The organism is Mycobacterium sp. (genome assembly GCF_049585075.1).
In the GTDB taxonomy this organism is placed as follows: Bacteria; Actinomycetota; Actinomycetes; order Mycobacteriales; family Mycobacteriaceae; genus Mycobacterium.
The window spans coordinates 1-4,398 of record NZ_JBAUZA010000186.1 but is presented as its reverse complement, the minus strand read 5'-3'; the positions used below and the strand labels follow the sequence as shown (position 1 = coordinate 4,398).

At 65.5% G+C, this 4,398-nt stretch carries 6 protein-coding genes; 2 read left to right on the top strand and 4 right to left on the bottom strand.

From position 1 onward, the window contains the following. Positions 1-731 (top strand): SDR family NAD(P)-dependent oxidoreductase (locus WB785_RS08840; protein WP_424078533.1); only part of this gene is annotated, 731 nt, incomplete at its 5' end. Positions 732-740: 9 nt separating this feature from the next. Here WB785_RS08840 and WB785_RS08835 read toward each other — a convergent pair. Both WB785_RS08835 and WB785_RS08830 read right to left on the bottom strand, forming a co-directional pair. Then, complete coding sequence (locus WB785_RS08835; protein WP_424078531.1) at positions 741-1,313, bottom strand: isochorismatase family protein; 573 nt, start codon at positions 1,311-1,313, stop codon at positions 741-743. Between the two features lie 87 nt (positions 1,314-1,400). Beyond that, positions 1,401-1,970: a dihydrofolate reductase family protein gene (locus tag WB785_RS08830; protein WP_424078529.1), complete on the bottom strand. Its 570-nt coding sequence runs from the start codon at positions 1,968-1,970 to the stop codon at positions 1,401-1,403. A gap of 151 nt (positions 1,971-2,121) precedes the next feature. Here WB785_RS08830 and WB785_RS08825 point away from each other — a divergent pair, with 151 nt between their 5' ends. Further along, positions 2,122-3,132 (top strand): sigma-70 family RNA polymerase sigma factor, encoded by a 1,011-nt coding sequence (locus WB785_RS08825; RefSeq protein WP_424078528.1) that lies wholly within the window; start codon positions 2,122-2,124, stop codon positions 3,130-3,132. A gap of 56 nt (positions 3,133-3,188) precedes the next feature. Here WB785_RS08825 and WB785_RS08820 read toward each other — a convergent pair whose 3' ends face one another. Both WB785_RS08820 and WB785_RS08815 read right to left on the bottom strand, forming a co-directional pair. Beyond that, entirely contained in the window at positions 3,189-3,992 is an 804-nt protein-coding gene (locus WB785_RS08820; protein ID WP_424078526.1) for a dienelactone hydrolase family protein, read from the bottom strand. 13 nt (positions 3,993-4,005) lie between these two features. Beyond that, positions 4,006-4,398: DUF4245 domain-containing protein (locus tag WB785_RS08815; RefSeq protein ID WP_424078525.1), on the bottom strand; the 393-nt coding region annotated here is incomplete at its 5' end.

The following is a 4,398-nucleotide window of genomic DNA, read 5'->3' as shown; positions in this document are numbered from 1 at the left end:
GCACCGACGTCGACGGCGCCGCGGCGGCCCGCACCGTCGAGGGCGTGCGCGGTCCCGGTTCAGCGATATCGGCCATCCTCGATGTCACCGATCCGGCCGCGGTGAAGGCCGCCGTCGACGCCGTCGTCGCCCGCGCCGGACGGCTCGACCTGATGTTCAACAACGCCGGAATCGCTTGGGGCGGAGACACCGAACTGCTGACGCTGGACCAGTGGAACGCAATCATCGACGTCAACATCCGCGGCGTGGTGCACGGGGTGACGGCCGCCTACCCGGTGATGTTGCGGCAGGGGCACGGCCACATCGTCAACACCGCGTCGATGGCCGGGCTGACCGCGGCCGGGCAGATCACCAGTTACGTGATGACCAAGCACGCGGTGGTCGGACTGTCGCTGGCACTGCGGTCTGAAGCCGTCTCCCGCGGGGTGGGTGTGCTGGCCGTGTGCCCGGCCGCCGTCGAGACGCCGATCTTGGATAAGGGCGCCGTCGGCGGTTTCGTCGGTCGGGACTACTACCTGCGCGGCCAGGGCATGAAGACCGCCTACGACGCTGACCGGTTGGCGCGCGACACGTTGAAGGCGATCAGTCGCAACAAGGCGCTGTTGGTCGTGCCGAAGCGGGCGCACGCGTCGTGGGTGTTCGCCCGGCTGGCGCCGGGTCTGCTGCAGCGCTTGTCGATCCGGTTCATCGCCGATCAGCGCAAGAGACAACACGCGAAAAGCACTGTCTAGAGCCAGGACTCACGTCGACATAGATGTGGCGATGGTGTGCAGGGCAGCGCGGATCGCGCTGCCGTTGGAGGTGGTGAAGTCGCGCACGAGGTCGCCTGCGAGGCTGGGGACGGTGGTGATCTGGGCGCCGGCTGCTTCGAGGCGGCGGAGCGTGGCGTCTTCGCCGCGCGGGGTGATGCCGCTACATGCGTCGATAGGGATGTGCACCTGGTAGCCATCGGCGATCGCGTCGAGGGCGGTGTGCAGGACCACAATTTCGGTGACGACTCCGCAAAGGACGATCACACCGCGCCCGTGCCCGATGACCGCGTGGTGGGCGCCCGGGTCATCCCAGGAGCTCGGGCCGGGTGGACGGACATGCACGGGAGTGTTGGGCAATAGCTCGGTGAGCTCGCTGATCACGTCGGGGCCGTCGGGGCCCGGCACGATCGACAGCACGGCGGGCAGCTCGAGGATCGTGCCAATCGTCGCCAGCGTTCGGGCTGAATTGCGCACCACGGCAGGGGAGTTGGTGTGCGCTAGGTCCATGATGAAGTCTTGAAGGTCGGCAAAGAGCAGTTGTACATCGGCGGGGTCAAGCATGGATCACCTCTCTTGGTCGGAAAACCTTTCGGCAACACATTTGGTGTATGCCGACGAACCCGGGGTGGAGTCGTCGGCCTAGACGTCTCAGACGGACCGGTATGTAAGCAAGGCGAGGCCGTCGCCGACGGTACGGGAGTCGAGTAGGCGCATGGGTTTTACGCTGCTGGTGTCGCTGTAGAGACGCTCGCCAGCCCCGACCACGAACGGGAAGGTCATGAGCCGCAGCTCGTCGACAAGGTCGTGCTCGATCAGCGCGTGGGCGAGTTGTCCGCTGGCGTAGACGACGATCTCACCGTTGAGGGTCTGCTTCAGTGTCGAGACCTCGTTCACCACATGACCTTTCAGGACTGCCGAATTGGTCCACTGCGGGTCTTGCAGGGTGGCGGACACGACGTACTTGGGAATGCTGTTCAACCGGTGGGCCAGCTCGCCACTGCGCGAGGGATACCGTGCGGCGAAGTACTCGTAGGTGCGCCGGCCCAGCAGAAGCGCCTCGGCGGCCAGCAACTCCGCGGTCAGGACCTGTGCCCATTGTTCGCGGTCCTTCTCACTGATCCAGGCGAACCAGTCGCCGCGCCCGAGGCCCTCCTCACCTCTAGGGTCCTCGATGACTCCGTCGAGCGAGATGTTCTCGCTCACGATGATCCTGCCCATGTAGCTTCTCCTTCGGCGATGTTGTTGGCTACTACTGATTTAGAAACCGCGGCATCGCGAAACTGGGCGCCTCGCCAACGCCCAATTCGGCGTTCGACCGGTGTCTATACCGAAGGGGGTACCGCATAGCACGGATAGAGGTGACGCGAGGGTGGTGACCGGCGATCTGATGCTGCGAGCGCGCGCCGGAGATGGCGACGCATTCGCAGAGCTGACCGAACCGTACCGGGCAGAACTGCTGGTGCATTGCTACCGGATGCTCGGATCGTTGCAGGACGCCGAGGACGCGCTGCAGGATGCGTTGCTGGGCGCATGGCAAGGCCTCGACAGCTTTCAAGGGCGCGCCTCGATACGAACCTGGCTTTACCGCATCGCCACCAACCGGTGCCTCAATGCGCGTCGCTCCGCGAGCCGACGCCCGGCCAAGGAGTGGAACGTGGCGAATGTCCAACCGCCCGAACCGACCCGCCTAGGAGAAATCGTCTGGCTCGAACCGTTTCCCGATGCCCTGCTCGAGAGCGTGGTCGCCGCGCCGATCGGCCCAGAAGCCAGCTACGAGCAGACCGAGTCCGTCTCGTTAGCGTTCGTGACCGTGTTGCAAGTCTTACCGCCGCGCCAGGTTGCCGTCCTGATCCTTCGCGATGTTCTTGGATTTCACGCCGCAGAGGTCGCCGACATGCTCGATTCCAGTGTCCAATCGGTTAACAGCGCCCTCAAACGAGCCCGCGCCGCACTGCAGCGCAAGCTCGGGCACGTCGCCGACCGTGAACCGCCCCCCGCGCCGAACTCGGCTACCGAGGACGCGATCGTGGCGAAGTTCGTCCGCGCTTGGGAATCCGCCGATCTGGACGCCCTGGTGACCCTACTGACCGACGACGTGTTCATCTCGATGCCGCCGGTGCCCTTCGAATACGAGGGCCAAGACGTTGCAGCCCGCTTCTGCGCAGCCATCTTCCGCGCGGGCCGCAGGTTCGACCTCGTGCCGACCAGGGCCAACGGCCAACCGGCGTTCGGAGCCTACCTACGCGCCTCGAATGGGATCAGCCACGGTACCGGCCTGTACGTCATCACTCTCACCGGCGACCGAATCTGCGCGATGACCCGCTTCGACAACAGCGTGCTCCCCTGGTTCGGGCTCCCACGATCGCTCCCGAACCGATAGCCGATTGGCTCACGCATTGGAAAGCCGTTAGTTGAAACGAACTCGGCCTGGACCGGCTACGACGCAGTCAGCCGCTGAGTAAGGAATTCGACGACCCGCTTGCGCGCCTCGTAGGCCGGCTGGCCGTCGACCTCCCGCACCTCGTCGGTCAGCACCGAATGCGCCATCCGGGTGAAGCCATGTTCATTGCCTGGGCTGGAGTCGATCTCGATTACCTCGAACGCGTCGCCAAGGCGCTCTTTGAGCGTGGCAAACCGTTCGCTCGGCACCGCCTTGTCTTCGCTGAACCGCAAACCCATCGCGCACAGACCCTCGTTGGCGGCCCGATCGGCGATCGCGCTCAGTTCCGGGTCACTCAGTCCGGCGTCACGCCGCTGGCGCGGCGTCAACGGAAAAGGGACCGACGGTTGGCTGAGCACAGGCGCCAGCACGCTGTCATCGACAGCGGCGGCCAGCGCGAAGCCGCCGGTGAAACACTGGCCGATTACCCCGACACCCTTGCCCGGCGTCGACGCGTTGAGGTCGCGCGCCAACGCGCGCAAGAATTGCGACACCGGCCGATTCTTGTTCGTCGCGAAAGCCGCGAATTCCCTTGCCACACAGGCGCGTGCGATGCTCGATGCAATGTAGCCAGCGGTCTTGGCGCGGCCGGGATCACCGAACAACGACGGTATGGCGACGGTGAACCCGTTGTCCACCAAGTGGTTACCGAGACCTAGAACGCCGGGGTGGATGCCCGGTATCTCGGGGATCAGCACCACGCCGGGGCCCTCGCCCTTGCGGTAGACGTCGTGGGTGTAGCCACCGCCGGTGAACGGCGCCGGAGTCCAGCCGGTCAGATCTGCTTCAGGTGCGGTCATCAATGTTCCTTCTCTACGGCCGCTTCGCGGCTAACGGCGGCTGTGATTGGGTGGCCGCCGCCAGCGTACGAAACTGATCGACGCTTCCGGCGCCCGTGATCGCGATCTGAGCTGGACCGGCCGGACTGGCCAGCCGCGTGGTCCAGACCGGCTCGATACCGTCGTCGCCTTGATAGACGATCCACCGGGTGCCGTCGACGTCGACTGTGCCGGTGGGATACATGGATGGGTGAATCGAGCCGACCAGTTTGGCCTCGTCGGCGTTGCTCTGGGTCAGGCTCAGATACATGCCGGTGGGGCTGACGTACCCGACGGTCGAGGTGACCGCGCGCACCCGCTGACCGGTCGACGGGTCGACTCGCCCGTCGCCGATGCCGCCGCGACTGCCGGAGTTGGGCTGCCAGCC

Coding starts and splice junctions, on each gene's coding strand:
- WB785_RS08820 (WP_424078526.1), bottom strand. CDS start 3,992: ATGACCGCACCTGAAGCAGATCTGACCGGCTGGACTCCGGCGCCGTTC.
- WB785_RS08835 (WP_424078531.1), bottom strand. CDS start 1,313: ATGCTTGACCCCGCCGATGTACAACTGCTCTTTGCCGACCTTCAAGAC.
- WB785_RS08830 (WP_424078529.1), bottom strand. CDS start 1,970: ATGGGCAGGATCATCGTGAGCGAGAACATCTCGCTCGACGGAGTCATC.